This window comes from Streptomyces sp. NBC_01498 (assembly GCF_036327775.1).
In the GTDB taxonomy this organism is placed as follows: domain Bacteria; phylum Actinomycetota; class Actinomycetes; order Streptomycetales; family Streptomycetaceae; genus Streptomyces.
In genome coordinates this window covers 5,163,524-5,188,403 of record NZ_CP109598.1, presented here as the reverse complement: position 1 = coordinate 5,188,403, position 24,880 = coordinate 5,163,524, and the positions used below count along the sequence as shown (strand labels likewise).

The window sequence follows — 24,880 nt, the reverse complement described above, 5'->3', positions numbered from 1 at the left end:
GCCGGCACAGAACCACGCTTGAACAGAAAGGCACGACGATGAGATCCTCCGCATCTCCCAGAGCCACGCGACGCCACGCGGTCGTCCGCACCGCGGCTGCGGCTCTCTCCCTGGCCACCGTGGCCGCGCTGGCCGGCTGCGCCGGCGCCGACACCACCCCGCAGTCCCCCTCCGCCCAGCCCGCGTTCACGCCGGCCGACCAGAAGAAGGGCTCCGAGATCACCGTGTGGGCCGACTCCACCCGGCTACCGGCCGTGGAGGCGTACCAGAAGGCCCACCCGGACAAAAAGCTGAAGATCGTCACCTACGACGGCGGGGCGGACGGCTCGACCTACCTCCAGTCCAAGGTCCAGCTGTTCGACCGGACCGGAAAGGGCTGGCCCGACGTCGTCTTCGGCTCACCCACCGACGTCACCTGGGCCTCGCGTGCCACCACGTCCGGCGCCCAGCCCTTCGCCGCACCGCTGGACCAGAAGCTGGTGCCGAAAGCCACCCTCGACGGCTTCGCCAAGGGCTCCCTCACGCCCTGCCAGTTCAACGGACACACCTACTGCCTGCGCAACGACATCGCCCAGGTCGTCCTCTGGTACAACAAGCCCCTCATGGACGAGTGGGGCTACCAGGTGCCCGCCACCTGGGAGGAGTACGAGGCGCTCGGCAAGCGGGTGGCCAAGGATCACCCCGGCTACCTCGTCGGCTCGATAGGCGACACCAACTCCCACGAGTCGTACTTCTGGTCCGGACAGTGCCCCGCGTTCGACCTGGTGAAGCCGGACACCCTGCGCACCGACCTCCAGGACCCCAAGTGCACCCGTACCGCTGAACTGCTGGACGGTCTCATCTCCGCCAAGGCCGTCACCACCAAGGGCTTCTTCAGCCAGGGCTTCGCCAAGGACAGCGGCGACAAGGTCCTCATGGCCTACGGGCCCTCCTGGTACGGCCAGTACCTCTTCAAGGCCGCCTTCAAGGCCCCCGCCAAGCAGATCGCCGCCGCGCCTCCGCTGAAGTGGGAGGGCGAATCGACCGTCGCCACCGGCAACGTGGGCGGTGGCGTGTGGATGGTCTCCTCGCACAGCGCCAACCTCAAGGCGTCCACCGACCTCGTGACCTGGCTGACCACCTCCGACGCCAACCAGGCCGGCGCGCCCACCTACCCCGCGTACACCAAGGCGGCACAGGCCTGGCTGGCCAACCCGGCCAACAACGGCTACTTCGCCAACGACGTCAGCGGCGCCTTCCAGGAGGCCGCCGACGCGGTGTGGACCGGCTGGTCCAACACCCGCTTCTCCGACGCCACCGCCTGGTCCAGCGTCGTCCTGCCCGCCCTCACCGCCGGCAAGAGCCTCACCGAGACCCTGCCCGCGTGGCAGACCGAGATCGGCAACGAGGCGAAGGCCCAGGGATACAAGGTGGTCGGCAAGTGACCCTGCAGGAGACCGGGCGCGGCGCTGTCTCCGCCCTCCGCCGTGGCGACGCGCCACGGCGGAGGCGCCGCAGCCCGGTCGGCTACCTCTTCGTCGCCGGATACGCGCTGCTACTGCTCGCCTTCGGCGTCTTCCCCACCGGCTACTCCTTCTACCTGTCCCTCACCAACGACCGGGGCCAGTTCACCGGCCTCAACCAGTTCCTGAGGGTCGCCCAGGACTACCGCTTCCTCCCCGCCTTCGGCCACATGCTGGTCTACCTCGCCCTGTGGCTCGTCACCCTGGTCGTGCTGGTGGTCCTGGTCGCCGTGGTGCTGCGCGGCCGGATCCGCCCCGGCACCTCCGCGCTCCTGCGCTTCCTGTACTACCTTCCGGGCGCGCTGGCCGGCGTGGCCAGTGTCCTGGTCTGGCTGTTTATGCTGGATCCGGACGTCAGCCCGGTGTCCTGGCTGCTGGAAAGCATGGGCATGCACACCTTCGCCGCCGTGCTCTCACCCGGGAACCTGCCGCTCATCCTGATGCTGATCGCGTTCTGGACGGGTGCCGGCGGCTGGATGGTCGTGATGTACGGAGCCCTGAACAACATCCCCGACGAGGTGCTCGAAGCCGCCCGCATGGACGGCGCCGGGCCGTGGCGCACCGCCTGGCACATCCAGATCCCCATGATCCGGCAGTGGATCGTCTACATGACCATCCTGGCGTTCGCGGCGGGCACCCAGCTCTTCGTCGAACCGCAGCTGCTCCAGACCGCCAGCCTCGGCCGGGTGAGCCCGACCTGGTCGCCCAACCAGCTGGCGTACGTCTACGCCTTCCAGCAGGGCGACTTCAACGGCGCCGCCGCGATCTCCGTCTGTCTGCTGGTCGTAGGGCTGCTGGCCGCCGGGCTCCTGATCGCCCGCTCGAACCTGTTCACGTTGGATGACAAATGACGCTACCCACTCCCGCCTCACCGACCGCCGGCCGTCTCGTCCGTCCCGGCCGCGCCCTGTCCCTCCTCGTGGTGGGCCTGCTGCTGGCAGGGCTGCTGGTGTTCTTCGTCCTGCCGGTCGTCTGGCTGCTCCTCGCACCCACCAAGACCGCCGGCGAAGTGGTGCGGGACAACCCGCTCTCCTTCGGCTCGTTCGACCAGATCTGCACGGCGTGGAAACACCTGTTCGCCTTCCAGGACGGCGCCATGCTCACCTGGCTCCGCAACTCCGCGATCTACTCGGGCGGTTCGCTCGCCCTCACCATGCTCGTCAGCGTCCCCGCGGGCTACGCGCTGGCCCTGACCGACTTCCGGGGCCGCAAACCGCTCCTGGTGATCACCCTGGTCACCATGATCATGCCGCAGGCGACTCTGGTGCTTCCCGTCTTCCTGGAGCTCAACCGCTTCCACCTGATCGGGACGGTCTGGTCGGTCATCCTGCCTTTCTCGTTCTACCCGTTCGGCGTGTACCTGGTCTACATCTATTTCGGCAGCAGCCTGCCCAGAGATCTCCTGGCCGCCGCACGGATCGACGGGTGCACGGAATGGCAGCTGTTCACCCGCATCGCGCTCCCCCTCGCCAAGCCTGTCGTCGGGCTGGTCGCCTTCTTCAGCTTCGTCGGCAACTGGAACAACTTCTTCCTGCCCTATCTCGTGCTGCCCAACAGCGATCAGTTCCCGATCCAGGTCGGCCTGAACCAACTGCTCACCTCCACACCGTCGTTCAACCCGGTCGCCGGCGCCGGACTGAACATCACCATCCCGGAACTGGCCCTGGCCATCGTCCTCGCGATCCTGCCCGTGCTCGCCCTCTTCCTCGTCTCCCAGCGCACCCTGGTGTCCGGCATGCTCGCCGGCGCGACCAAGGAATGACCGCCGTGTGTGTCGCTCTCCTCCCGATGGACGCACAAGTCACGCCCTTCGGGTCCCGCGCAGCAATGCCCGGCTACGTGGAGCGCCCTCATGGCCCGCCGCTCCCTCACCACGAGCGGCAAAAACGTCGTCGTACGGCCCGGAGGGTCAACCGACCGGCGCCGCGACGCCGCCTGACAACGGGGTACCGTGTTTCCGCCCCGCCCGTGCGACGCCCCTGATGGGCGCCGGCCACGCGGGGCGCCCAGATCTCCGGCCGTCGCCCAGTGACAGTAAGCGCACAATCGTTCGGTATGTGAACGCCGTACTGAACGCTTAGTACGCTGGTCTCCATGACTCCTCACCAGCGTCGCGACATGCGGGCGGACATCCTCGATGCAGCGCGGAAGCTGTTCGGGACCAAGGGCTACACCGTGACCTCGATCGCCGACCTGGCCGAGGCCCTGAGCGTTACCAAGGGCGCGCTTTACTACCACTTCAAGTCCAAGGAGGCGATCCTCTCCGCCCTGGTCGCGGAGCCGGCCGCGGAGATCGCGGTCATCGCGGATGACGCGGCCGGCCGGCCGCCACGGGAACTGCTCGGCGCGCTGATCGACCTGCAGGCCCAGCACCCGGCCGCCTACATGGCACTGCAGTCCGGGGACGTCTCCGTCCTGCAGGAGCACTCCCAGCGACACGACTTCGCCGGGAAAACAGAACTGATCATCATGGCCGTCGCCGGGCCGCACCCCTCACCCATCCACCTCATCCGCGCCCGCATGGCCGTCGCCGCTGTCAAGGAAGGCACCATGGCCGCGCTCGTGGCGGGCCACGGCAAGCTGACCGACCAGACACGGCTGGACCTGCTGGAAGCCGCCATGGCAACCCTCGGCGCGGGCGGCGAACCCTGAGGCATTACGTGGCGAACCTACTGAACGACTGGTATGTTTGCGATGTGCTGAACGATCGGTATTCATCCACCGCACCCGGTTTGCCGGACACCCCTAGGACCACGGTGAACAGAACGACTCCCGAACACACCCTGAGAATTGCCCCCGGCACGCCCCTCCCATGGCGGGGCCCGGCGTCATGACCATTGATCGAGCAGCCCTCGAACGGCTCGCGTCGGGCAAGTATCTGCTGGTCACCACCTTCCGTCGGGACGGCAGGCAAGTGCCGACCCCCGTGTGGGTGGTCCGCGACGGCGACGCCCTCGGCATCTGGACGGTCGCCGACTCCGGCAAGGCCAAGCGGATCCGCAACCGGTCCGACGTCCTGGTCGGCGAGTGCGACATACGCGGCACTCCCACGGGCGAGCAGGTCCCGGGCCGGGCCGTGCTCCTCGATGCCACGCAGACCAAGCACTATCGCGGTCTCGTACGACGCAAGTACGGCGCGACCGGCCGACTCACCCTGCTCGGCAGCCGACTGCGGCGCGGGAGCGAAGGAACCGTCGGCATCCGGATCACCCTCGTCTGAGTGACTCCGTCACGCCGGGGCTCGGGCGGCCCGGGATCTCGGCGCGGGCTCAGCCGGTGGGCAAGCCCTTGGGATTCGTCCGTGCCCGCCCCCACGGCCCGGCGCCCAAGGGTCGGGGTTACGAGGCGGGTGTGGTCATCAGATCTGCGGCCTTCTCGGCTATCGCGAGGACGGTCGCGTTGGGGTTCGCTTCGGGCAGTGTCGGCATGACCGAGGCATCGACGACCCGCAGGCCCTCGATCCCCTTGACGCGCAGGTACTCGTCGGTCACCGCGCCGGCGTCGGTGCCCATCCGGCACGTGCCCCCGGTGTGACAGTACGAGATGACCGCCTCGCGCAGGAAAGCATGCAGCTCCTCGTCGCTTTCCAGCGCCGGACCGGGGAGCACCTCGTGGTCGCGCCAGGACTGGAGGGCCTTCGCACCGCCTGCCCGGCGCGCCAGGCGCAGACCGGCGATCATCCGGTCGGCGTCCCGTTGGTCCGTGAGGAAGCCGGGATCGATGGCGGGCGCGGCATCCGGGTCTGCCGACAGTAGCGTGACGGATCCACGGCTGTACGGCGACAGCAGGCCGACGCCCATGGTGTAGCCGCTGTCCAGGCCGGGCGGTGCGAGCGGCACGTCGATGAACAGGAGGTGCAGGTCGGGCCGGGGTATGTTCTCGCTGCTGCGGACGGCGGCGAAGACGTCGATGTGGTTGCTGTCGCCGGGGGTCATGTCCGCCGCGTAGGTGACCACTCCCACCGGGTGGTCGGACAGATCGGCGCCGACTCCGGGCAGATCCCGCACGACCTCGATGCCGTGCTCGCGGAGCAGGTCCGCTGGTCCCACCCCGGACAGTTGCAGGAGGTGCGGCGAGCCGACGGCTCCGGCGCTCAGCACCACCTCGCGGGTGGCCCTCGCCTCGGACACGACCCCGCCCCTGATGTGGCGGACGCCTGTGCAGCGGTCGCCGGAGAAGGTCAGCCCGACCACCGGGGCGCCGGTGGCCACGGTCAGGTTGGGGCGGCCGGCGGCGGGTGTCAGGTAGGCATCGGCGGCGGACTGCCGGACCCCGCCGGGCGCCGTGAGCTCCGTCCAGGTGATGCCCTCGGGGTCCGCACCGTTGATGTCGTGCGACACGGGGAAGCCCAGGTCCCGGAACGCGTCGAAGGCCGCCCGGGACGCGGGATGGGGAACGTCCACCGGCCCGGGACGCACGGGCCCCGAGGTCCCCCGGTAGGCGGGGTCGAGTCCCCGGGTGCGTTCACTGCGCCGGTAGTACGGCAGCAGATCGGCGGATCCCCAGCCGGGCACCCCCCACGCGTCGAGGGCCGCGGGATGGCCGCGTACGTGCATCATCGCGTTGATCGCGCTGGAACCTCCCAGCACCTTGCCACGCGGATAGACAACCTCCCTGTTGTCCAGCCCCGCCTGTGCGACGGTCCGGAACCCCCAGTCCACCTCGCTGCCCCACAGGCTCAGCCAGGCACCCGGAACAGACATCGCCGCAGGCCCCTCGGCCTGCCCCGCCTCAATCAGCAGCACCCGCACAGCCGGATCCTGCGACAAACGCCCCGCCAAAACCGAACCCGCCGTCCCGGCCCCCACCACCACGAAATCGAAATCCTCCACAGCCTCAGCCATGAGCACGCTCCCCTCGACGACTTGCTGACATTGGCCTCGAAGTTCCGTCACTTACAGATCGAACAACCCTTTAACCTTAACCCTATTGATCCAATTCATCACGATATATGCGACTTCGTGACAGCTAGTGGATAAGCAGCCACGGCGATGACTCCGCGCGGCCGGCGGGGAGGCGAGAAGGCGGCATACCAATCGTTCAGTACGACATTGACATACTGAACGATTGGTATGTACGTTGATCGTGCGGTCCAGGGGATCAGCCCCTGCGAGGGCATGAGGAACGAAATGACTGACGAACAGACGTGGGACCTGGTGCGCCGCTATCACGAGGCGTGGACCACGACCAAGGACTTCGCTGCGGCATCGCGACTGCTCGCGGAGAACCTTGAGACGGACCTTCCCGTCAACGCGTACGCCGACAAGCGGGAGTTCGTGGAGGCGATCCGCAGCTTCGGCGAAAACGTGTCGAGCGTCCGGCTCCTGTCCGCATGCACCGGCCCGGGCGATGCGCTGATGGTCTACGACCTGGTGCTCGACCCGATCGGGACCCTTCGGATCGCCGAGCAGTTCAAGGTCGCCGAGGGCAGGATCACCTTCATTCGCCAGGTGCACGACACGGCGACCATGCGCGCGGCAGGGTTCGCGCCACCCCTGCCGCGGTAACCGATCCGGCTGCCGGGAAGCCGCGATGGTGGCGCCGGCACCGGCCAACGGCGATCCGGTCGGCGACGGACGGCGCAAAGTGCCTTCCCCGGCCCCGTCCCGGGAGCGGACTGACCCGTTCCACCAGTTGCACCGTCGCTGACGCGGACACGCACCCCGTACGGAGCCGACCGTTGTGGACGCGGAAGTCACCCGGATCACCAAAGCCGGCGAGCAAGTTCAAGAAGGAGATGAAGGTAGAAGAATGACTGAATACAACGACCGGGTTGCCGAGGTATCGGCTGAGCTTCTCCAGGCGATACGCGGCGTCCTGCTCAAGAAAAAGGTCACATACGACGAGTACTCGGCCGCAGTCCTGTGGATTCGCGATCTCGTCGACGCCCGCGAAGTGCCGATGTTCATCGACAACCACTTCGAGGCGACCGTCGAGCAGGCCACGTACGACGGCCTCCCCGGCTCGCAGGGAACGGTCGAGGGCCCGTACTACGTCGAAAACGCGCCCATGCTGACGGAGAAGCCGTACGTCATACCCATGCGCGACGACGAGCCGGGTGACGCGATGGTGCTCAGCGGCCACGTCCTGGACCTTGACGGCAAGCCCCTTCCCGGCGCTCTCATCGACATGTGGCACGCCGGCAACGACGGCACCTACTCCAGCTTCGTCGGCGACGCTCCACCGCTAAATCTCCGATGCAAGATGATCGCGGACGAGGAGGGCCGCTTCCAGATCAGGACGATCAGGCCCCAGCCCTACCAGATACCCACGAGCGGCCCCACCGGGCGCTTCCTCACCATGATCGGCCGCCACGCGTGGAGGCCCGCACACTTCCACCTCAAGGTCTCGGCCGAGGGCCACGACCTGGTGACGACTCAGCTCTACTTCCGTGGCGGGGACTGGCTCGAGGGCGACGGCGACGTGTCGGGGGCCGTGAAGGAAAACCTGAAGATCGACGTGACCGAGAACGAGGACAAGGGCGTGGCAGCGCTGTACTCGCTGAGCACCCCGTTCAACTCGTCCGAGTACACCTTCCACCTGCGCCCCACGACCTGACGAAGCGCCACAAGAAGTGGGAGCCAGAGGCCGGAACCGCTGCACACACCGACGAGTACTCGTGTGCCGTCGCGTACGGGCAGACGGCCCGGCCCGGCGACACGGAGCGGGCGCCACGGGTGGAGCCTGCCCCCGGTACTCCCGGACATCCACGGTCCGTCGCTCTTTCACCGTCGTGTCGCTTCACCCCCGGCCGACCAGGAGCGTGAAGTGTTGCGGACGCCGGTCCGCGCTCGCTTCAAGGACAACAGTCCGCGCCGCTTCAAGAACAAACACCAACACAGGAGGACGAAGATGAACGTCGTAAGGAACGGACTCGAAACGATGGCCGGCCCCGCCGAAGGGTTCACCGGGGACGTCTACATCGACGTGATCAGCAAGCCGCTGCCACCCTCCCGGATCATGGGCGGAGTTGTCCACTTCACGCCCGGGGCCCACACGGCATGGCACAGCCACCCTCTCGGCCAAACGATTTTCGCTACCGAGGGAGTCGGCCTCGTCCGGCGCGAGGGAGGCCCGGTCGAGGAGATCCGGCCGGGTGACCGCGTCTACATCGAGCCGGGTGAGAATCACTGGCACGGTGCCACCCCTGGCTGCTTCCACGCACAGATCGCCTACCAGGCGGCCGACGAAACCGGCAATCACACCACCTGGGGTCGCCACCTCACCGAAGGTGAGTACCCCGGGTAGATCCGCAGCGGCAGTTTCCCGTCGTCTGGCATGAAGATCGTCGCGGCCGACGAGCGACCCCGCCAGGAGACACAACCGACGTGCGGCGGGCCACCTGACGAATCGTCCGGCGGCCCGCCAACAAGTGGCACCGAGACACCATCCACTGATCGCCCGCTGACCACCACGACCCGAAACGCCACCACCCCCACTGGAGAGCACCCCATGCGCGCAGCACTCTTGTACGGCGCCGGCGATGTCCGCGTCGAGGATGTCGCCGAGCCCGTCATCAAGCACCCCACCGACGCCCTGGTCCGCATCGCCGCGTCCTCCCTCTGCGGCAGTGACCTGCACCTCTTCGGCTCAATGAGCCCGGCGGACGGGCCCGTCCGGATGGGCCACGAGTTCATCGGCATCGTCGAGGACACCGGCCCCGAGGTCACCACGCTCAAGCGCGGCGATCTGGTCGTCTCCCCGTTCGCGCTCTGCGACAACACCTGCGAGTTCTGCCGCGAGGGCCTGCACACCTCCTGTGTCCACCCGGAGGCGACCTTCTGGGACTTCAAGCCGGACGAGGGCGCTCAGGCCGAGGCCATCCGGGTGACCCTGGCCGACGGCACCCTCGTCAAGCTCCCCGTCGCCGCGGACTCGGCCCTCATCCCCTCCCTGCTGACCCTCTCGGACGTGTACGGCACCGGTCACCGCGCGGCGGTACTGGGCGGCGTCAACAAGCGCACCCGCGTCACCGTGATCGGCGACGGTGCCGCCGGCCTGCTGGCGGTGCTCTCGGCCAAGCTCCTGGGAGCCGAGCAGATCATCCTCATGGGACGCCACCAGGACCGCACCAACCTGGGCCGCGAGTTCGGCGCCACCGACGTCGTCGCGGCCCGCGGTGCGGAAGGCATCGAAGCGGTCCGCGAACTCACCGGCGGACAGGGTACGCACGTGGTCATCGAAGCCGTCGGCCACCTGCCCGCCTACGAGCAGGCACTCGGCGTCGTACGCGCGGGCGGAGTCATCAGCCGGATCGGCGTCCCGCAGTACGAAGAGGCGCCGATCGGCATGGGCAGCCTCTTCATCCGCAACATCCGCCTCGCCGGAGGACTGGCCCCCGTCCGCGCCTATATCGAGGAACTGATGCCCGCCATCCTCGACGGCACCATCGAGCCCGGAAAGGTCTTCGACGCCACCACAAACCTCGACGGCGTTCCCGCCGGATACCAGGACATGGCCGACCGACTGAGCCTCAAGGTCCTCGTCAAGCCATGACCTCGGGACACAGGTGGGGGCGCCCCTCCCCCACCCCGACGCCGCCTTCCCCATTATTTCCACGTCGTCCGTCGCGATTCCGTGCAGGGCCCGCGCCTTGACCCCGACAAGGAGGTAGGCGTGGCCTTCGGCCCCTCGCTCGGGCATCCGGTTGGCGAACCGATGATCGCCTTCCACACGGCAAGGCTCCGTCCACCTCGGACACGTCCACGCGGACTTCCACTCCGGCCACCGCGCCCCATCAGGGCTGCCGGAAGCGAAAACAAGGCCACTCGGTGGACAGGGCGACAGCGTCTTCGACTTCTCCGGCTCTCGGCCCGTGAGGCTGAAGTCCACGGTGGACGCTCGTACGGTGGGCGGCATGAGCCCAGATGAGAAGCCGGAGCGGATTCGAGGGCGGATCGTCTGCACGTAGGCGTGCGCGTAAACAGAGAACTTCTCCGAGTCCGCACCGAGGACTCGTCCGGCCCGACGAATCCCTTCGCCCTTGACCCACCCCCGCGGCCATCGCTGTCCGTGACCCTTGACCAGATCGCTTAACAACGGCTAACACAATGAGTTGATCTGTCGGTGGGTGATGAGGCAGCAGGCGAGTTTGAGGAAGGCTTCGTGGATGTCGGCTCGGCGTTCCCAGCGGATGCGGAGGCGTTTGAAGCCGTGGAGCCAGGCGAAGCTGCGTTCGACGACCCAGCGGTAGGTTCCCAGGCCGGTGCCGTGGAGGGTGCCGCGGCGGGCGATGGCCGGCACGATGCGGCGTTGTCGGACCTGGTCGCGGTAGATGTCGTGGTCGTATCCGCGGTCGGCGAAGAGTGAGTCCGGCTTGCGTCGCGGGTGCCCGACCCGGCCCCTGATGGGTGGGATGGCGTCGATCAGCGGTATGAGCTGGGTGACGTCGTTGCGGTTGCCGCCGGTGAGGATCACGGCGAGCGGGGTGCCGTGTCCGTCGGTGATCAGGTGGTGTTTCGATCCGGTTCGGCCACGGTCGACCGGACTCGGTCCCGTCTGGCTCCCCCTTTTATGGCCCGCACGTGGCTGGAGTCGACCACCGCCCGTGACCAGTCGAGACGGGCCGCCGCGTTGAGCTCGGCCAGCAGCACTTCGTGCAGCTGCTGCCAGACGCCGGCCTCGTTCCAGTCCCGCAGCCGCCGCCAGCAGGTCATGCCCGAGCCGAAGCCCAACTCCTGCGGTAGGTATTCCCATTGGATGCCGGTGTGCAGCACGAAGAGGATGCCGCACAGTACCTGCCGGTCCGGCAGCGGCTTGCGGCCCGGGTGCCGAAATCGCCGTTCCCTGTACGGCAGCAGCGGCTCGACCCGCTCCCACAGGCCATCCGACACGATCCACGGCGAGGCCCCCATGCCCAGACAACGGTGAACACCTGACGCGGACAAGGTCACCAGGACCGATCCACCTCATTGTGTTAGCCGTTGTAAGTGCCGTCGATGTGCGGGGCTGAGATTGTGCAGCGAGCGGCGATACTCCACAGATGTAGGGTCTTGCCGCTCGCTGCATATGTCGACGCTGTGACCGGGGCTGTCTCGCCGCTGCATATCCGGCGCGGCCTGGCCAAGTCTCAGGAACGGCTGCACTTCCTCACCGCCGCCAACCGCGCGGCCGACCTGCTGAGCCAGGCCCGTCGCCCCCGCCTGAACCCTGAACCCCCTTCTGGCCTGTGGTGTGGTGACGCGGCTTCGTTCGTACGGTGCGGGGAGCGCCCTCGCCGCGTTCATCCATCACCTCAACGACCCCATCGAACTCGAAGCCAACGATGGCGACGGCTTCGTCCCCCCTCACCTACTGCTCGCTCTCCGTGACGACGGCACGGCTCATCCACCGCGACCCTTCCTCGCTGTCCAGGTACTCCTCGGCCAAGCGCCACAGCATGTCCGGGCCACCCTGCCGGACTGCCTCCTCGAACAGGGCGCGTGCCCGGTCCGGGTCGAACGCCGCGACAGCCTGGCGTCCGCCCCTGAACGCGACTTCGGCGGGGTGGTCGACACCCGGCGTCACACTCTCGGTACTCTCCATGCCCGTTTCTATCACCGGGGTCTGACACAGGGTCACTGACCTGCCCGGACTGACATCCGTCAAAGTGCGTAAGCGGCTGCGTGATGAGGGAGGAATTTTCGCGGTAAGTCCTCCTTCGCGTCTCAGACCTCCCTACGATGGCCGCGTGGGCGATCAATTGAGCAAGGTTCTGCCGTACGGTGTCGGCACTGCTGGCGTGGTTTTCATTGCGCTCTTCCTTCTGACGGGATTTTTCGGCGAACTCATGAAGGGTTTCGCTGTACGCACCAATGAGGCAATTTCTCGTCGGAAGATCTCAGTGCGTGGGGTCGGTGGTAGACAGCTTCGGCGGTATCGGCAGAGATCCGAGACGTGGCACGGAAAGCATCCACTCGGCTTCGACACCTCCAACATTGACATCCGGCGGATTTACGTTCCGTTGCAATCGGCGGCTGGCAGCGAACGCGCGGACATGAGAGAGACGCTGCGCAGCAGCTCGCGGATTGTTGTGCTTGGAGAGCCTGGGGCCGGTAAATCCTTGCTTCTGAAGACTGAGATTCTTCGCTGGGCAGACAAGGAGGATGACAGTCAGGTTCCGGTAATCATTAATCTTCATCACTGCAATGCTTCGCAGAAGACATTCCGGGAGTTAATTGCGGCGGAGTTCAGTCAGGCCAAGATTTATGGCGCTGCGTCACTCGTGGACAGAATGTTGGACGCCGGGCGCCTGCGAGTTTTCTTCGACGGACTTGACGAGGTGGTCGCGAAGATCGTGAGCGGGTGGAAGGGGAGTTGCGTGAATTTTCCCGTACGCACGCGGACTGTCCCATGATTGTCACGTGTCGGACGGCTGTTTACGACGGGCAGCTGAATCCTGAATTCGGGCACGTTACTCGCATCGCGGAATTTGACGATGCATCGATGCGGCGCTTCCTCAGTAATTGGGATAAAGCGGAGGATCCGCTGAATGTCAATCGCGTCATTGATTCGTTGCGAAGCAACCGCGAGCTCATGCGAATCGCTCGCCGGCCACTCCTTCTCACCATCATTGCGTATCTTCAATCAGGAGATCGCGCGGAATCTTTTGGTCCGTTGCCGAGCTCCCGCGCCGGTTTCTATAAAGAGGCTATTGCGCATCTCCTTGATCGCGACAGGCAATTGGGCCGCACGCGGGCCATTGCCCAGTATCACGCGAACCGCAAGCTGCTCATACTTCAGAAAATTGCACTCACTATGCACGAGGCGCCGACTCAACGTGATGATCGGCTCGCCATATTGGGTGGACGTCTGGAATCAGTCATCCGTGACTTGCTTCCTGATTTCGATCTGGGGACCGATCATCTTATTCCCCTGCGGGACGAGATAGTGGAGCGCAGTCAGCTGTTGAGGCCCCTGGACACCATGAAAAGCCAGTACGGATTTGCGCACCTCACTCTTCAGGAATTCCTTGCGGCGCGGGCGCTCCATGATGCTCCGAGTAGGCTTCTCAGAAATTATCGAAGTGACCCCGGTGCGTGGCGTGAGGTGGTCAAACTGTGGTGTGCCGTGGCCAGTGTCGACTGCACCCCAGTTGTTTCTCATATCTTCGGAAGTGCCCGTCTCGACAGTAAGATTCTCGCTCTGGAGAGTCTCGCGGACGCGCATTCAGTTAATGCGGAGCTGGCTGAAGAGATCATTGGTTACTTTTCGAGTCGTCTGGATATTCCCGGAAACGAGGGTGCCGCTGTCGTCAATGCGCTGGGGGCTCTTGCGGCCAATAACACTCCGCGTGGAAACGAGACACTCGCACTGCTTCGAGCCGTGGCATGGGATCCGCCCTCGGAGCGTCAGGCGGCGGCGCTCCGCGCCTTGGCGGCATCCGATCGCCAAGAGGCGACGGCGTATCTCGCGGAGATCGAGGGAGACAGGGATCGCCGTGCCGGGGCTCGGGCGGCCATACGCTCCATGGGCGAGATCGCCGTTCCCCAGCTGGCGCTGACCGCGATGGGCCGGCAGGAGCTATGGGCCATCGACGCTCTGGGCAAGGTCGGTACGCCGGCGGCGGCGACGGAGCTCGCGTCACTTCTGTGGACCGACGCGCCTACAGCACGCCGAGCGGCGTGGCTCCTGGCTTCACTCATACGCATACCGGATGTTGAAGACGCGTTGAGAGAGTGCGAAACGCCCCAGGCGGCTGACGTGTATCACTGGCTCTGGGAAGCCCGCGAGACTTCCGGGGCTCTTCGCCTTATCGCGGGGCGGATAGGGTTCCTTCTGGACAACGGGCATCTGGACGGGCATGTGACAGCACCGCCCATGCCGGACGAACCCATCGAGGTAAGAGTGATCGATCGGAGGATCGGTAGCCCGATAGCTGCCCTCGGGATCGAGCGTTACCGATATAATCAGGGATATGTTCCGCCGCATGTCCGGCAGGGAAGAATGAATCCGGACGGCTGGCGCGTCCAAGGCTGGGTCAACTCACTGACCGACCAGAATCGGCGAAATGAATTTGCCGATATTTTTCGCAAGCATCGACAGATGCCACCCTTTTATCGCCATCTTTCCGCACTACTTCCACGGGAAGTGGAAACGCTTCTCTTGGTTCGTCTGATCGGGCATAAGAAAACCAGCGCGCCACTGAGTAAGTCCAGTTGGCAAGCCGCGTGCACAGCACCTCCGCGATCGCCGGTACTGCTGAAGAACTTTATGCGATGGGCTCTCTTGAGTACCTTCGCCGTGCTTTTCTCTGCTGCCGCGGCGCGTGCGGTAACCACAGTGACCATGTCTACTTCCTCTTGGATTCCTCCTGCTCGGGCGCCGTGGTCGGTGCTGACTCCACTGGCCAGCTGGATATTTCTGACGTTCTCCGTCGTGGTGGCTGTCCTTTACCTGCTCAATGCGAGGGTGAATTACTCCTCGGACTCCATTGAAATCCTCTCCGCCATGTCTGGAATCTTTCTGGTGCCCTGCTTTCTGCTCCTTTCCATGGAATTACTCACCGCGTGGGTGGGGGTATGGGTTGCATGGAGTGGCGTGCTCCTGATCCTGATCATTGTCGCGTTGAGTTCTTGGGACATAGGCCGACGGGAGAGGAATCTGGCCAACCCCTTTCGTCAGATGCTTTCTGTTGATCTGACTGATGAGGTTGTTTCTCGTCGGACGTCCTCTATCGACTACTGAGAACCGCGCGGGGTCGACCGGTCACGGGCTCGGCGCGGGTGCTGCCGCCCCGGATGACGCTGCGGCCCATGTCGGGCGGCCAGCTGCCCAAGGAGGTGCGGGCGGAGGTTGGCGACGACGGTCTGGTCTATCGGCCGGAGGGTCTGACGACGACGTTCGGCCCGAGAAGGTCTCCTGGCTCCTGGAAGCCATCCTTCCTCTGACCGATGCGGCCCCGGCCGTCCGGTGGGACGGAGACATGCGTTGGCGGACATGTCGATGGCCACCTTCCATAAGATTGCCCCTGATGCGCGGCCAACGAGGAGGCATGGGTGGGCAATCTGGGGGGATACCAGACGATGACGACGCTGGCGAAGAAGGTGGGTGGCCCCGGGGCGCTACTGAACTTGATCGGGTGATGTCGGGCTGTTCGCCGGACAGCGTGAAGGTGACCTCGGTAGTCCTCGTTCGGTGAGATATCCGCAGGGCGGCGGCTTGACCGACGTCGAGAGAGACGCGCGGGAGCGGGTCCGGCGCCAGGCCGTGACGTGCTTCGAGACTGGCGGGAAGACCCGGGAGCTCGCTGCCATGCTGCGGGTCTCGGAACGGTCGGTGGAACGTTGGCGACGCCAGTGGCGCGAGGGCGGCTACGCCGGCGTGGCCTCCAAGGGGTCACCTGGTCGACCCCGACTATCTGACGCGCAGATGACCAGGTTGGAGCGGGAGTTGGAGCGCGGTCCGCTGGCACACGGGTGGGCCGACCAGCGGTGGACGCTGGCCCGCGTGAAGACGGTGATCGGCAGGCTGTTCCCCGTCTCGTACACCGTGGAGGGCAGGTGGCGACTGCTGCGGCGCTATGGCTGGTCCTGGCAGCAGCCGACCCGGCGTGCGATCGAGCGTGACGACGACGCGGTGGAGTTGTGGAAACGAGAGGTGTGGCCGCGGGTAAGAGCACCGCGGCGGCGAACGGCGGTTGGGTGGTCTTCGAAGACGAGGCCGGCCAGTCGATGACGCCGCCGCGTGCCAGGACCTGGGGCCGCAGGGGCAGCACTCCGGTCGTCCGCGTGCGCGGGCGGGTATCGGGTCGAGTCTCCATGGCGGGGATGACCTGCTACAAGCCGGGTGAGAGATCTCGTTTGTCTACGCGATCCGTGAGTACCGGGGCCGCAAAAAACGAACCGAAGGGCTTCGGCTGGAAGGACTACCACGACCTCGTCGTCCGCGCCCACACGCAGCTCGGCGGCCCGATCGTGCTGGTGTGGGACAACCTGCGCATGCACCTGGTCGCGCCACTGAAGGAGTTCTTCGAGTCGAACGCCTCATGGCTCACTGTGTTTCAGCTGCCGGTTTACGCCCCGGACCCCAACCCGCAGGAGGGCATCTGGTCCCTGGTCAAACGCGACATCGGCAACCTGGCCGCCGCCGACCTTGGCCAGGTCACCCGCGCTGTGAAGCGCAAGCTCAAGATGCTGCAGTACAGGCCGGAGGTGATCGACGGATGCCTGGCCGGCACCGGCCTGACCCTGTCGGCGTGATCATCAAAAGATGCCGAAGAAGCGATGCCACCAGCTGGGCCGCTGAACGTGCCAGGGCAGTCGGCTCGGCCCGTCGTAGTCGCTCTCCAGCAGTTCCTCGGCAACCACGACATAGCCAAGCTCGACAAGCGCCCGGTTGACCTTGGCAAGGTCCGCGGCGTCCAGTTCGCCCTCGGTCTGAGCGTCATCCGTTCCAAAGAAGGCGCCCGGGTTGTCGGCGCAGACCAGAGCCAGCGAGCCGAACTTGCTCACACAGACGACGATGCGAGTACCGCATACGGTCGCGTCCCCGGGCACGGCAACGCGTCCGTACTCGCTGGAGTCCTGGGTGTCCTGCTCGGCCGTGCAGCGGGCCGCGAAGTCCTCTTCGAGTCGGGCTACCAGAACACCGAAGTGCATCGCGGTCTCGCCACGGTCGTAGTGCTGCGGACGCTCCAACCACCCCGGATCATCGAGCTTGCGCAGCAACGCCAGCAGATCGGCTTCGCTCTCGGTCATGCGCTCATCTTGGCGCAGCAGCCATCCGCGGAGCAGCTCGGGGCACCACCACACTCACCGTTCCCCGACATCACCCATTCAAGTTCAGTAGCCGTCGTCACTGCCGTTGGCGGGTGGGCCATCGGCCGGGGTGCTGAAGCTGGCGGGAAGAGCGTACTCAGGGCCGCCAAGACTGCGGCCAAGAAGCGGAACGCCCCGTGCTCGACGAAGGGCCAGGTCTTCGACGTCCTGTCCGACGGCGAGGACGACAAGGGCCTCGCGCTCCGGGCAGGTGACCAGTACCGAGTCATGGAACGCGACGGGGAAGCGATACTCATCGAGGTGCTCGGTGGCACGAACAATCTCTACTTCACGTCAGCGCAGTTCCTGGCGTCGGTGTCGGGCTTCCCCAAGGCGGAGAAGGGTTGATCCTCTAAGGCACGCCAGGGGCTGAAGGGGCCGAAACCCGAGCACCCTGCCCGGTGACACGTCGCTGACACACACGCGGCGTATCACCGCAGGTCAGCGCCAATGCTGACGCTTGGTACAGGCAGTAGTTGCTGCCCGGTGTTGGTCTCCATCAAGCTCGGTCAGCGGCATGATCCACTGGAGCACGCCGCAAGCGCCGTATACCGGCTGATCTGCGGCGCTGGTAGCGAGAGCGGCGAGGAACGAGTGGGCGGACGCTGGGCGGAGACCAGGGAGACCGCAGCTGTCCCGCTGCCGTTCGGGTGATCGCTGGGCAGGGGATGAAGGCGCGGGCGGTAAGCGGGGCCGGAGGGCAGAAGAATCGACCCATGAGCGATTGTGCGCTGCCCGTACTGGTTCCCGGTGTGGTCACCCCTGCGGAGGCGAAGCGGCTGCTGATGTTGGCGGAGCAGTTCGGATGCTGGCCCGAGCCGGCTCTGTACCAATCCCGGGGTCTCGCGTTGGCCGCCCGACCGAGGATCCGGAGCGGCGGCCCACGGGCCCCGGCCGAAGGCCGAATGACGGGCGAAACGAGAGCGCGCCCCTGAAGGGCCTCTTCGTCATGGGACGTCAGCCCTGGCCCGGAGACGTCTGAGTGTTCGATCTTCTTGCAGACGCCAGGCGTGCGAGCTGAGAACACGGCTCCAGCATTTCGGGCGAGCAGCGGGCGAGCAAAAGATCATGGAGGCGCAAAATGGGCCCCCTCCTCGGAGGGGGCCCATGTGTTTTTGCAGGTCAGATGGGTGAACTTGCGGCGTGTCCCGGTGGGGCGGGTGGGACTCGAACCCACGGCCGACGGATTATGAGTCCGCTGCTCTAACCGGCTGAGCTACCGCCCCTAACGGCGCGTCGCGCACACTTGTGCGCGCCGTCTGCCGCAGCATAGCCGCTCATACGATCTCCTGCCTCGGATGGTCGGCAACGCCCGACCTTGAGGACTTCAGCGCGCTCCGGTCGGTTCCAGGATGCGTGAGGATCACCCGGAAGACGTGCGTCAGGCACAAAGAAGAGGACCCCGAGGGGTCCTCTTCTTGTCGCTGCTCTCCCGGCTGGACTCGAACCAGCAACCCTCCGGTTAACAGCCGAATGCTCTGCCAATTGAGCTACAGGAGATCGCGCTCCCCCGACTGGACTCGAACCAGTAACCTGCCGGTTAACAGCCGGCTGCTCTGCCAATTGAGCTACAGGGGATTGCTGCGGGTGCCCCGAACGCACCCACCCGGCTCTGCCGGGCGGCGGACGTTCGCTGCGACACATACATTAGCGCAAGCAGGGGGGTGCTCCGCCAATCGGTATCCCGCCGGATCACACTGGGTGAGCCCGGGCCTGGCGGGTAGGCGGACCTCACGGCTCAAGGTCCGATGCCAACGAACCAAAGAAGGGTGGCAGACCATGCGGCGCCTCACGTTCATCGCGGGACTGGCTGTCGGTTACGTACTGGGAACCAGGGCCGGGCGCGAGCGCTACGAGCAGCTCAAGAAGTCCGCGAACCGGATCTCGCAGAACCCCGCCGTCCGCAACGCCGCCGAGACGGCCGCGCTGTCCGGGCGTGAGTACGCGGGCAAGGCGTACCACTCGATGAGCGACCTGGTCGGGGACAAGGTTCCCGGCTCCGTCGCCGACCGGGTCCGGTCGCTGCGCTCGCGGAACGGCAGCGGTGAGGACGACTGGGGCACCACCAACACCTGAGACGTGACCGAGGGCGGCGTCCGCCGGTGGCCGGAGCGGTCCCGGCAGACGCCGCCGTCCCGTGCGTGCGGCAGAATCGGGTGGCATGGGAATAGTCGCCGGATTGGACAGTTCGTCGGGAGCCACCCGCATCGTCGTGTGTGACGCGGACAGTGGTGCAGTGCTGCGGCAGGGGTACGCGGCGCATCCCGTCGATCCCAAGGCCACCGAGGTCGATCCGCAGGTATGGCTGCTGTCGCTCGGCGAGGCCGCGGGCGGCGGGCTGCTGGAGGGTGTGGAGGCCATCGGTGTGGCCGCGCAGCAGCACGGGCTCGTACCGCTGGACCAGTCGGGCAATCTCGTACGTCCGGCGCTCCTCGGCAACGACAAGCGCGCGCAGGTCGCCGCCGCCGATCTGGTCGACGCGCTCGGCGGGCGACGGGCCTGGGCCGAGGCCGTGGGGTCGGTGCCGCAGTCCGCACAGCCCGTGGCGAAACTGCGCTGGCTGGCCCGGCACGAGCCGGACGCGGCGCGGCGTACGGCGATGATCCTCCAGCCGCACGACTGGCTGGTGTGGCAGTTGCTCGGCCGGCCGGCCCGGCGGACGACGGACCGGGGCGCGGCGTCCGGTTCCGGTTTCTGGTCCGCCCGTACGGGTGCGTACCGGCCGGATCTGATGGAGCTCGCGCTGGGTCACCAGGCGGCGCTGCCGGAGGTGCTGGGTCCGGCCGAGGCGGCGGGGACGACGCCCGAGGGGCTGCTGATCTCGGCGGGTACGGGCGAGACCATGGCCGCCGCGTTCGGGCTCGGGGTCGGGATCGGGGACGCGGTCGTGTCGCTGGGGGCCTCGGGGTCGGTGATGACCGTGCACCACGAGGCGCTGGCGGACCCCTCCGGGATGATCACGTCGTTCGCCGACGCCACGGGGATGCATCTGCCGGTCGTGCACACGCTCAACGCCGTGCGGGCGCTGCGCGGGACGGCCGAGCTGCTGGGGACCGAGGACCTGGAGGAGCTGTCGGAGCTGGCGCTCAAGTCCACGCCGGGCTCGTCGGGTCTGGTCTTCCTGCCCTATCTGGAGGGTGAGAAGACGCCGCAACTGCCGCACACGGCGGGCACGTTGACCGGTCTGCGGCGGGAGTCGATGAAGCCGGAGCACCTGGCGAGGGCGGCGTTCGAGGGGATGCTCTGTTCGCTGGCCGACGCGATGGACGTGGTGCGGGGGCGCGGCGTCGAGGTGCGGCGGGTGTTCCTGCTGGGCGCGGCGGCCGGGCTGCCGGCGGTACGGACGTGTGCGCCGGGGATCTTCGGGGCGCAGGTGGTGGTGCCCGAGCCGGCGGAGTACGCGGCGCTGGGGGCGGCGCGGCAGGCCGCGTGGGCGCTGGGGGTGTCGCGGAACACGCTGTCGCCGCACAGCCCGCCCGACTGGGGCGGGGCGGCGGGGCAGTCCTTCGAGGCGGGCGAGGAGGCGGCGGTGGGCGGCGCGGTGCGGCAGCAGTACACGGCCGCCCGGGAGCAGATCCACCCGGGCGCGTTCGCGTCGCTGCCGGGGATGTAGACGCGGGGAAGCCGGCGAGGGACGGTCAGCGTGTCGGCGCGGAGGCGACCGGCGGGAGGTCCGGGCGGGGGTGCCGGCCGGAGATGTAGGCAGGTCCCGGGCTGATTGTCGTTCTTGACCGGTCCTTTGTGGAAAACCCTTGGGTTCCGGCGGGCGGAGTGTCGCAGGATGGGGGCGACCCCCTCCGATCTTGCCGAGCCCGAGAGACAGCACGTGCTGCTACGACTACTGAGAACCCATCTGGCCCCCTACCGGGGGGCCATCGTCCTGCTGGTGGCGCTCCAGCTGCTTCAGACCTGCGCCAGCCTCTATCTGCCCACCCTCAACGCCGACATCATCGACAACGGTGTCGTCACGGGGGACACGGGCTACATCATCCGGTTCGGCGGTCTGATGATCGCCGTCAGCGTCGCGCAGGTCCTCGGCCAGATAGGCGCCGTCTACTACGGCGCGCGTACCGCCTCGGCCCTCGGGCGTGACGTCCGGGCCGCGATCTTCGACCGGGTGCAGAGCTTCTCCGCGCGCGAGGTCGGCCAGTTCGGGGCGCCCTCGCTGATCACGCGGACGACCAACGACGTCCAGCAGGTGCAGATGCTGGTGCTGATGTCGTTCACGCTCATGGTGTCGGCCCCGATCATGTGCGTCGGCGGCATCGTCATGGCGCTGGGGCAGGACGTGCCGCTGTCGGCGGTGCTGCTGGCCGTCGTACCGGTTCTCGGGATCGCCGTCAGTCTGATCGTGAAACGGATGCGCCCGCTGTTCCGCACCATGCAGGAGCGGCTCGACACGGTGAACCGGGTGCTGCGCGAGCAGATCACCGGCAACCGCGTGATCCGGGCCTTCGTGCGCGACGAGTACGAGAAGGGCCGGTTCAAGGAGGCCAACACCGGGCTGACCGAGATGCAGTTGGCGACCGGGCGGCTGATGGCGCTGATGTTCCCGATCGTGATGACGATCGTCAACGTGTCGTCGGTGGCCGTCGTCTGGTTCGGTGCCCAGCGCATCGACAGCGGCGGGATGCAGATCGGGGCGCTGACCGCGTTCCTCGCCTATCTGATGCAGATCGTGATGGCCGTGATGATGGCCACCTTCATGTTCATGATGGTGCCGCGTGCCGAGGTGTGCGCGGAGCGCATCGAGGAAGTGCTGGACACCCGGTCCAGTGTCGTACCGCCGAAGGACCCGGTGCGTACGCTGCGCCGGCACGGTCATCTGGAGGTGCGGGGCGCGGAGTTCCGCTATCCGGGGGCCGAGGAGCCGGTGCTCCGTGAGGTGTCCCTGACCGCGCGGCCGGGCGAGACGACCGCCGTCATCGGCTCGACGGGCAGCGGTAAGTCGACCCTGCTGAGCCTGGTGCCCCGGCTGGTCGACGCGACCGCCGGCGAGGTCCTGGTGGACGGCGAGGACGTACGGGGTCTGGACCCGGCCCTGCTGGCCGGGACGGTCGGTCTGGTGCCGCAGAAGCCCTATCTGTTCTCCGGGACGGTGGCGACGAATCTGCGGTACGGCAAGCCGGACGCGACCGACGAGGAGCTGTGGCACGCGCTGGAGATCGCGCAGGCCAAGGAGTTCGTCACCGCGCTGGAGGGCGGGTTGGACGCGCCGATCGCGCAGGGCGGCACGAACGTCTCCGGCGGGCAGCGCCAGCGCCTCGCCATCGCGCGCACGCTGGTGCAGCGGCCGGAGATCTATCTGTTCGACGACTCGTTCTCCGCCCTGGACTACGCGACGGACGCGGCGCTGCGTGCCGCCCTGGCGCGGGAGACCGCCGAGGCGACGGTGGTGATCGTCGCCCAGCGGGTGTCGACCATCCGCGACGCCGACCGGATCATCGTCATGGACGAGGGCCGGGTGGTCGGTGAAGGACGCCATCACGAACTGATGGCCGGAAATGAGACCTATCGGGAGATCGTGCTCTCCCAGCTGACCGAGGCGGAGGCGGCCTGATGAGCGGTCCTGGTGGACGCGCGATGGCCGCGGGCGCGGGAGCTCCCACGCAGCGGTCGATGGATTTCAAGGGGTCGAGCAAACGGCTGCTGCGTCAGCTGACCCGGGAGAAGACCACCCTGTGGTGGATGCTCTTCGCCGGTGTGCTGAGCGTCGCGGCCTCGGTGGTCGGTCCGAAGATCCTCGGCTCGGCGACCGACCTGATCTTCGCGGGCATCGTCGGCCGGCAGACGCCGGAAGGTGCCAGCAAGGCGGAGACGGTCTCCCGGCTGCGGGAGGACGGCGACAACGGGCTCGCCGACCTGCTCTCCGGGGTGGACTTCACACCGGGGCAGGGCATCGACTTCGACGCGGTGGGCCGGGTCCTGCTGGTGGCGCTGGCGGTGTATGTCGCGGCGGGGCTGCTGATGCTGGTGTCGACCCGGCTGTCGATCCGGGTCATCAATCACACCGTCTACCGGATGCGCGAGGACGTACAGGCAAAGCTGTCGCGGCTGCCGCTGTCGTACTTCGACCGCCAGCAGCGCGGCGAGGTGCTGAGCCGGGCGACGAACGATGTCGACAACATCTCCCAGACGCTCCAGCAGACGATGGGGCAGCTCATCAACTCCCTGCTGACGATCGTCGGCGTGCTGGGCATGATGCTGTGGATCTCGCCGCTGCTGGCGCTGGTCGCACTGGTGACCGTGCCGCTGTCGGTGCTGGTGGCGACGAAGATCGGCAAGCTCTCACAGCCGCACTTCGTGCAGCAGTGGAAGTCCACGGGCACCCTCAACGGCCATGTCGAGGAGATGTACACGGGGCACGCCCTGGTGAAGGTCTTCGGGCGGCAGGACGAGTCGGCGCGGGCGTTCCAGGAGCAGAACGAGGCGCTGTACGAGGCGGGCTTCAAGGCCCAGTTCAACAGCGGGGTCATGCAGCCGCTGATGTTCTTCATATCCAATCTCAACTATGTGCTGGTGGCGGTGGTCGGCGGGCTGCGCGTCGCGTCGGGCACGCTGTCCATCGGTGATGTGCAGGCGTTCATCCAGTACTCGCGGCAGTTCTCGATGCCGCTGACGCAGGTGGCGTCGATGGCCAACCTCGTCCAGTCCGGGGTGGCGTCCGCCGAGCGGATCTTCGAACTGCTGGACGCGGACGAGCAGGAGAAGGACGCTCCCCGGGCCGAGCGGCCCCACGAGCTGCGGGGGCGGGTGTCGCTGGAGGGTGTGGCGTTCCGCTACGAGCCGGAGAAGCCGCTCATCGACGATCTGTCGCTGTCGGTGGAGCCGGGGCAGACAGTGGCGATCGTCGGCCCGACGGGCGCGGGCAAGACGACGCTGGTCAACCTGCTGATGCGGTTCTACGAGGTGACGGCCGGGCGAATACGTCTGGACGACATCGACATCGCCACCATCGCGCGGGAGGATCTCCGCTCGCGCATCGGCATGGTCCTCCAGGACACCTGGCTGTTCGGCGGCACGATCGCGGAGAACATCGCGTACGGCGCCGCGCGCGAGGTCGGCCGCGAGGAGATCGAGGAGGCGGCGCGGGCGGCCCACGCGGACCGGTTCATACGCACGCTGCCCGACGGGTACGAGACGGTGATCGACGACGAGGGGACGGGGGTCAGCGCGGGCGAGAAGCAGCTCATCACGATCGCGCGGGCGTTCCTGTCGGATCCGCTGATCCTGGTGCTGGACGAGGCGACGAGCTCGGTGGACACCCGGACCGAGGTGCTGATCCAGAAGGCGATGGCCCAACTGGCGCACGGGCGGACGAGTTTCGTGATCGCGCACCGGCTGTCCACGATCAGGGACGCGGACGTGATCCTGGTGATGGAGAGCGGCGCGATCGTCGAACAGGGCACGCACGAGGGGCTGCTGGCGGCGGAGGGCGCCTACGCGCGGCTGTACGCGGCCCAGTTCGCCCAGGCGGTCGCGGAGGTGGACTAGGTCCTGGCGGGGTGCGGGCCCGGCTACCGTCCGGGCCCAGGTCCGTCCCGGCCGGGTACGGGCCCGGACGGTACTCGGGACCGTCCGGTCCGGATCCTGCCCGGATCGGGGTCTCGTCCCATCCGGATCTTGCGCCGCCCAGGTCCG

Annotated in this window: 21 protein-coding genes and 3 tRNA genes; 17 read left to right on the top strand and 7 right to left on the bottom strand. The window is 67.0% G+C overall.

The window, feature by feature from the left end; genetic code table 11:
- Window positions 1-38: 38 nt before the first annotated feature.
- The 5 genes from OG875_RS22210 (at window position 39) to OG875_RS22190 (ending at window position 4,722) form a co-directional block, all read left to right on the top strand.
- The gene (locus OG875_RS22210) at window positions 39-1,424 is read left to right on the top strand and encodes an ABC transporter substrate-binding protein (protein ID WP_330175974.1); all 1,386 of its coding nucleotides are present in this window, start codon (window positions 39-41) and stop codon (window positions 1,422-1,424) included.
- Complete coding sequence (locus tag OG875_RS22205) at window positions 1,421-2,353, top strand: carbohydrate ABC transporter permease (protein ID WP_330175973.1); 933 nt, start codon at window positions 1,421-1,423, stop codon at window positions 2,351-2,353. The genes OG875_RS22210 and OG875_RS22205 overlap by 4 nt, the downstream gene beginning before the upstream one ends.
- Window positions 2,350-3,264 carry a carbohydrate ABC transporter permease gene (locus tag OG875_RS22200; RefSeq protein ID WP_330175972.1) on the top strand — a complete coding sequence of 305 codons (915 nt, stop codon included), beginning with the start codon at window positions 2,350-2,352 and terminating at the stop codon, window positions 3,262-3,264. Before OG875_RS22205 ends, OG875_RS22200 begins: the two co-directional genes overlap by 4 nt.
- A 332-nt stretch (window positions 3,265-3,596) precedes the next feature.
- Complete coding sequence (locus OG875_RS22195) at window positions 3,597-4,154, top strand: TetR/AcrR family transcriptional regulator (RefSeq protein ID WP_330175971.1); 558 nt, start codon at window positions 3,597-3,599, stop codon at window positions 4,152-4,154.
- A 178-nt stretch (window positions 4,155-4,332) separates the two neighbouring features.
- Entirely contained in the window at window positions 4,333-4,722 is a 390-nt protein-coding gene (locus tag OG875_RS22190) for a PPOX class F420-dependent oxidoreductase (protein WP_330175970.1), read from the top strand.
- 118 nt (window positions 4,723-4,840) lie between these two features.
- On the opposite strand, the gene OG875_RS22185 is transcribed toward OG875_RS22190, so the two are convergent.
- A complete protein-coding gene (locus OG875_RS22185) occupies window positions 4,841-6,346 on the bottom strand; it encodes a GMC family oxidoreductase (RefSeq protein ID WP_330175969.1) in 1,506 nt (501 codons plus the stop codon).
- Between the two features lie 285 nt (window positions 6,347-6,631).
- Between OG875_RS22185 and OG875_RS22180 the strand changes: the two genes are divergently transcribed.
- From OG875_RS22180 to OG875_RS22165, 4 genes are all read left to right on the top strand, one after another.
- The gene (locus OG875_RS22180; RefSeq protein WP_330175968.1) at window positions 6,632-7,009 is read left to right on the top strand and encodes a nuclear transport factor 2 family protein; all 378 of its coding nucleotides are present in this window, start codon (window positions 6,632-6,634) and stop codon (window positions 7,007-7,009) included.
- Between the two features lie 244 nt (window positions 7,010-7,253).
- The gene (locus tag OG875_RS22175; protein ID WP_330175967.1) at window positions 7,254-8,060 is read left to right on the top strand and encodes a dioxygenase family protein; all 807 of its coding nucleotides are present in this window, start codon (window positions 7,254-7,256) and stop codon (window positions 8,058-8,060) included.
- Between the two features lie 294 nt (window positions 8,061-8,354).
- Complete coding sequence (locus OG875_RS22170; RefSeq protein WP_330175966.1) at window positions 8,355-8,750, top strand: (R)-mandelonitrile lyase; 396 nt, start codon at window positions 8,355-8,357, stop codon at window positions 8,748-8,750.
- Between the two features lie 204 nt (window positions 8,751-8,954).
- Window positions 8,955-9,998: a zinc-binding dehydrogenase gene (locus tag OG875_RS22165; RefSeq protein WP_330175965.1), complete on the top strand. Its 1,044-nt coding sequence runs from the start codon at window positions 8,955-8,957 to the stop codon at window positions 9,996-9,998.
- Window positions 9,999-10,544: 546 nt separating this feature from the next.
- On the opposite strand, the gene OG875_RS22160 is transcribed toward OG875_RS22165, so the two are convergent.
- Window positions 10,545-11,356 (bottom strand): IS5 family transposase gene (locus OG875_RS22160; protein ID WP_330177853.1). Its coding sequence is split into 2 segments (ribosomal slippage): window positions 10,545-11,030 and window positions 11,033-11,356, totalling 810 coding nucleotides; the frame shifts between segments, so codons are not numbered across the junction.
- A gap of 436 nt (window positions 11,357-11,792) precedes the next feature.
- On the bottom strand, window positions 11,793-12,026 hold the full coding sequence (locus OG875_RS22155; protein ID WP_330175964.1) for a hypothetical protein: 234 nt from the start codon (window positions 12,024-12,026) through the stop codon (window positions 11,793-11,795).
- Window positions 12,027-12,171: 145 nt separating this feature from the next.
- Here OG875_RS22155 and OG875_RS22150 point away from each other — a divergent pair, with 145 nt between their 5' ends.
- The 3 genes from OG875_RS22150 to OG875_RS31055 all read left to right on the top strand — a co-directional run bounded on the left by OG875_RS22150 (window position 12,172) and on the right by OG875_RS31055 (window position 16,681).
- Window positions 12,172-12,837: an NACHT domain-containing protein gene (locus OG875_RS22150; RefSeq protein WP_330175963.1), complete on the top strand. Its 666-nt coding sequence runs from the start codon at window positions 12,172-12,174 to the stop codon at window positions 12,835-12,837.
- The gene (locus OG875_RS22145; protein ID WP_330175962.1) at window positions 12,786-15,167 is read left to right on the top strand and encodes an NACHT domain-containing protein; all 2,382 of its coding nucleotides are present in this window, start codon (window positions 12,786-12,788) and stop codon (window positions 15,165-15,167) included. The genes OG875_RS22150 and OG875_RS22145 overlap by 52 nt, the downstream gene beginning before the upstream one ends.
- A gap of 450 nt (window positions 15,168-15,617) precedes the next feature.
- Window positions 15,618-16,681 (top strand): IS630 family transposase gene (locus OG875_RS31055; RefSeq protein WP_443079169.1). Its coding sequence is split into 2 segments (ribosomal slippage): window positions 15,618-16,079 and window positions 16,082-16,681, totalling 1,062 coding nucleotides; the frame shifts between segments, so codons are not numbered across the junction.
- A gap of 3 nt (window positions 16,682-16,684) precedes the next feature.
- Here the strand turns inward: OG875_RS31055 and OG875_RS22130 are convergent.
- Window positions 16,685-17,179: a hypothetical protein gene (locus OG875_RS22130; RefSeq protein WP_330175959.1), complete on the bottom strand. Its 495-nt coding sequence runs from the start codon at window positions 17,177-17,179 to the stop codon at window positions 16,685-16,687.
- Between the two features lie 9 nt (window positions 17,180-17,188).
- On the opposite strand from OG875_RS22130, the gene OG875_RS22125 reads away from it, so the two are divergent.
- On the top strand, window positions 17,189-17,587 hold the full coding sequence (locus OG875_RS22125) for a hypothetical protein (RefSeq protein ID WP_330175958.1): 399 nt from the start codon (window positions 17,189-17,191) through the stop codon (window positions 17,585-17,587).
- 804 nt (window positions 17,588-18,391) lie between these two features.
- Here OG875_RS22125 and OG875_RS22120 read toward each other — a convergent pair.
- From OG875_RS22120 to OG875_RS22110, 3 genes are all read right to left on the bottom strand, one after another.
- Window positions 18,392-18,465: transfer RNA gene (locus OG875_RS22120), tRNA-Ile, on the bottom strand.
- Between the two features lie 201 nt (window positions 18,466-18,666).
- Window positions 18,667-18,739: transfer RNA gene (locus tag OG875_RS22115), tRNA-Asn, on the bottom strand.
- A 5-nt stretch (window positions 18,740-18,744) separates the two neighbouring features.
- Window positions 18,745-18,817: transfer RNA gene (locus OG875_RS22110), tRNA-Asn, on the bottom strand.
- Between the two features lie 201 nt (window positions 18,818-19,018).
- On the opposite strand from OG875_RS22110, the gene OG875_RS22105 reads away from it, so the two are divergent.
- The 4 genes from OG875_RS22105 to OG875_RS22090 all read left to right on the top strand — a co-directional run bounded on the left by OG875_RS22105 (window position 19,019) and on the right by OG875_RS22090 (window position 24,733).
- The gene (locus tag OG875_RS22105; protein ID WP_330175957.1) at window positions 19,019-19,315 is read left to right on the top strand and encodes a YtxH domain-containing protein; all 297 of its coding nucleotides are present in this window, start codon (window positions 19,019-19,021) and stop codon (window positions 19,313-19,315) included.
- An 85-nt stretch (window positions 19,316-19,400) separates the two neighbouring features.
- A complete protein-coding gene (locus OG875_RS22100) occupies window positions 19,401-20,852 on the top strand; it encodes an FGGY family carbohydrate kinase (RefSeq protein WP_330175956.1) in 1,452 nt (483 codons plus the stop codon).
- A gap of 213 nt (window positions 20,853-21,065) precedes the next feature.
- On the top strand, window positions 21,066-22,799 hold the full coding sequence (locus tag OG875_RS22095) for an ABC transporter ATP-binding protein (protein WP_330177852.1): 1,734 nt from the start codon (window positions 21,066-21,068) through the stop codon (window positions 22,797-22,799).
- Complete coding sequence (locus tag OG875_RS22090) at window positions 22,799-24,733, top strand: ABC transporter ATP-binding protein (protein WP_330175955.1); 1,935 nt, start codon at window positions 22,799-22,801, stop codon at window positions 24,731-24,733. The genes OG875_RS22095 and OG875_RS22090 overlap by 1 nt, the downstream gene beginning before the upstream one ends.
- The last annotated feature ends 147 nt before the right edge of the window (window positions 24,734-24,880 follow it).

What these genes read in the sequence shown, in the direction of transcription:
- OG875_RS22210 (WP_330175974.1), top strand. Translation starts at nt 39, where the DNA reads ATGAGATCCTCCGCATCTCCCAGAGCCACGCGACGCCACGCGGTCGTC.
- OG875_RS22200 (WP_330175972.1), top strand. Translation starts at nt 2,350, where the DNA reads ATGACGCTACCCACTCCCGCCTCACCGACCGCCGGCCGTCTCGTCCGT.
- OG875_RS22195 (WP_330175971.1), top strand. Translation starts at nt 3,597, where the DNA reads ATGACTCCTCACCAGCGTCGCGACATGCGGGCGGACATCCTCGATGCA.
- OG875_RS22190 (WP_330175970.1), top strand. Translation starts at nt 4,333, where the DNA reads ATGACCATTGATCGAGCAGCCCTCGAACGGCTCGCGTCGGGCAAGTAT.
- OG875_RS22185 (WP_330175969.1), bottom strand. Translation starts at nt 6,346, where the DNA reads ATGGCTGAGGCTGTGGAGGATTTCGATTTCGTGGTGGTGGGGGCCGGG.
- OG875_RS22180 (WP_330175968.1), top strand. Translation starts at nt 6,632, where the DNA reads ATGACTGACGAACAGACGTGGGACCTGGTGCGCCGCTATCACGAGGCG.
- OG875_RS22175 (WP_330175967.1), top strand. Translation starts at nt 7,254, where the DNA reads ATGACTGAATACAACGACCGGGTTGCCGAGGTATCGGCTGAGCTTCTC.
- OG875_RS22170 (WP_330175966.1), top strand. Translation starts at nt 8,355, where the DNA reads ATGAACGTCGTAAGGAACGGACTCGAAACGATGGCCGGCCCCGCCGAA.
- OG875_RS22165 (WP_330175965.1), top strand. Translation starts at nt 8,955, where the DNA reads ATGCGCGCAGCACTCTTGTACGGCGCCGGCGATGTCCGCGTCGAGGAT.
- OG875_RS22155 (WP_330175964.1), bottom strand. Translation starts at nt 12,026, where the DNA reads ATGGAGAGTACCGAGAGTGTGACGCCGGGTGTCGACCACCCCGCCGAA.
- OG875_RS22130 (WP_330175959.1), bottom strand. Translation starts at nt 17,179, where the DNA reads ATGACCGAGAGCGAAGCCGATCTGCTGGCGTTGCTGCGCAAGCTCGAT.
- OG875_RS22105 (WP_330175957.1), top strand. Translation starts at nt 19,019, where the DNA reads ATGCGGCGCCTCACGTTCATCGCGGGACTGGCTGTCGGTTACGTACTG.
- OG875_RS22100 (WP_330175956.1), top strand. Translation starts at nt 19,401, where the DNA reads ATGGGAATAGTCGCCGGATTGGACAGTTCGTCGGGAGCCACCCGCATC.
- OG875_RS22090 (WP_330175955.1), top strand. Translation starts at nt 22,799, where the DNA reads ATGAGCGGTCCTGGTGGACGCGCGATGGCCGCGGGCGCGGGAGCTCCC.